The organism is Streptomyces sp. NPDC008001, assembly GCF_042958085.1.
In the GTDB taxonomy this organism is placed as follows: Bacteria; Actinomycetota; Actinomycetes; order Streptomycetales; family Streptomycetaceae; genus Streptomyces.
In genome coordinates this window covers 1-1,390 of sequence record NZ_JBIBIZ010000021.1, presented here as the reverse complement: position 1 = coordinate 1,390, position 1,390 = coordinate 1, and the positions used below count along the sequence as shown (strand labels likewise).

At 67.6% G+C, this 1,390-nt stretch carries 1 protein-coding gene; it reads left to right on the top strand.

Annotation, left to right across the window (positions count from 1 at the left end):
* Positions 1–60: 60 nt before the first annotated feature.
* A complete protein-coding gene (locus ACFZCD_RS32835; RefSeq protein ID WP_391836716.1) occupies positions 61–1,269 on the top strand; it encodes an IS701 family transposase in 1,209 nt (402 codons plus the stop codon).
* The last annotated feature ends 121 nt before the right edge of the window (positions 1,270–1,390 follow it).

The window sequence follows — 1,390 nt, the reverse complement described above, 5'->3', positions numbered from 1 at the left end:
CCTAGTAGTGCTTTGTTAGGTGTCTGGTCAGGCTGGTGCTCTGGTGGTTCGCTGCAGGGTATGCAGGCCGTGGAACTTGCTGGGTGTCGTGGGCGGTTGGAGGAGTTTGCCGCGGAGGTGTTCGCGCCGCTGCGGCGTGCGGATCAGAAGGTGAAGGGCCAGCTGTATCTGCGGGGGCTGTTGCTGGATGGCCGGCGGAAGTCGATGCAGCCGATGGCCGAGCGGCTAGGGGTGGATCACCAGCAGCTTCAGCAGTTCGTGACGTCCTCGACCTGGCCGGCCGATGAGGTACGGGCCCGTCTGGCCCGCCGTGCGGTCAAGGTGGTCCGCCCGCAGGTCTGGGTCGTGGACGACACCGGCTTTCCCAAGGACGGGTCCTCCTCGCCGGGGGTGGCCCGGCAGTACTCCGGGACGTTGGGGAAGGTCGGGAACTGCCAGATCGGGGTCAGTGTCCATGCCGCCTCCGATGGGGCTTCCTGCCCGCTGGCCTGGCGGTTGTTCCTGCCGGAGAAGTGGGACCTTCCTGAGGCGGCCGGGCGGCGGGCCCGCTGCCGCATCCCCGAGGACGAGCACCACCGGCCCAAATGGCGGCTCGCGCTGGAGATGCTCGACGAACTCGCCGCTATCGGTCTGCGGCCGGCCGTGCTGGTCGCAGACATCGACTACGGCGCCAACGCTTCCTTCCGCCGGGGACTGGAAGAACGCGGCCTGGCCTTCGCTCTGCAGGTCAAAGGCGAGCTGACCGCCTACCCGGCCACGGCCGAACCCCACGAACCCGCCTATGGCGGTCTCGGGCCCCGCCCGCTGCCGCGATACAGAATCCGGCCGGTCAGCCTGCGCGAGCATGTGCTGGATGCTGGGCGCAACCAGGCCGTCACCGTCACCTGGCGCAAGGGTTCCAAAGGTCCGATGACCTCTGCTTTCATCGCTCTACGAGTCCGCCTGGCCGGCCGCCGGCCCAAGCCCGCCCTCGACGGCACATTCCCGCTCAGCTGGCTGATCGCCCAGTGGCCGCATGGCCAGGACGAGCCCGTCAAGTACTGGATCTCGAATCTGCCCGCCGATATCCCGGTCGCGGACCTGGTGCGGCTGGCGAAACTACGCTGGCGCATCGAGCACGACTACCGCGAGCTGAAGACATCGCTCGGCCTCGACCACTTCGAGGGGCGTTCCTTCGTCGGCTGGCACCGCCACGTCACCCTGGTCACCGCGGCACATCTCTTCCTGGCCGAACAGCGGACCGACCCAAAAGCCCATGCCAGGGCCTGACTCTCTACCAGGCCCTGGACCAGCTCCAACACCTACTCGCGACCTGGATCGCTACCTGCCCGACCTGCCACCAGCCCACACCCTGGCAGCCCTACGACACCACCTAACAAAGCACTACTAG

Bases quoted from the DNA above. Each gene is read 5' to 3' on its own strand.
- ACFZCD_RS32835 (WP_391836716.1), top strand. From the start codon at position 61: ATGCAGGCCGTGGAACTTGCTGGGTGTCGTGGGCGGTTGGAGGAGTTT.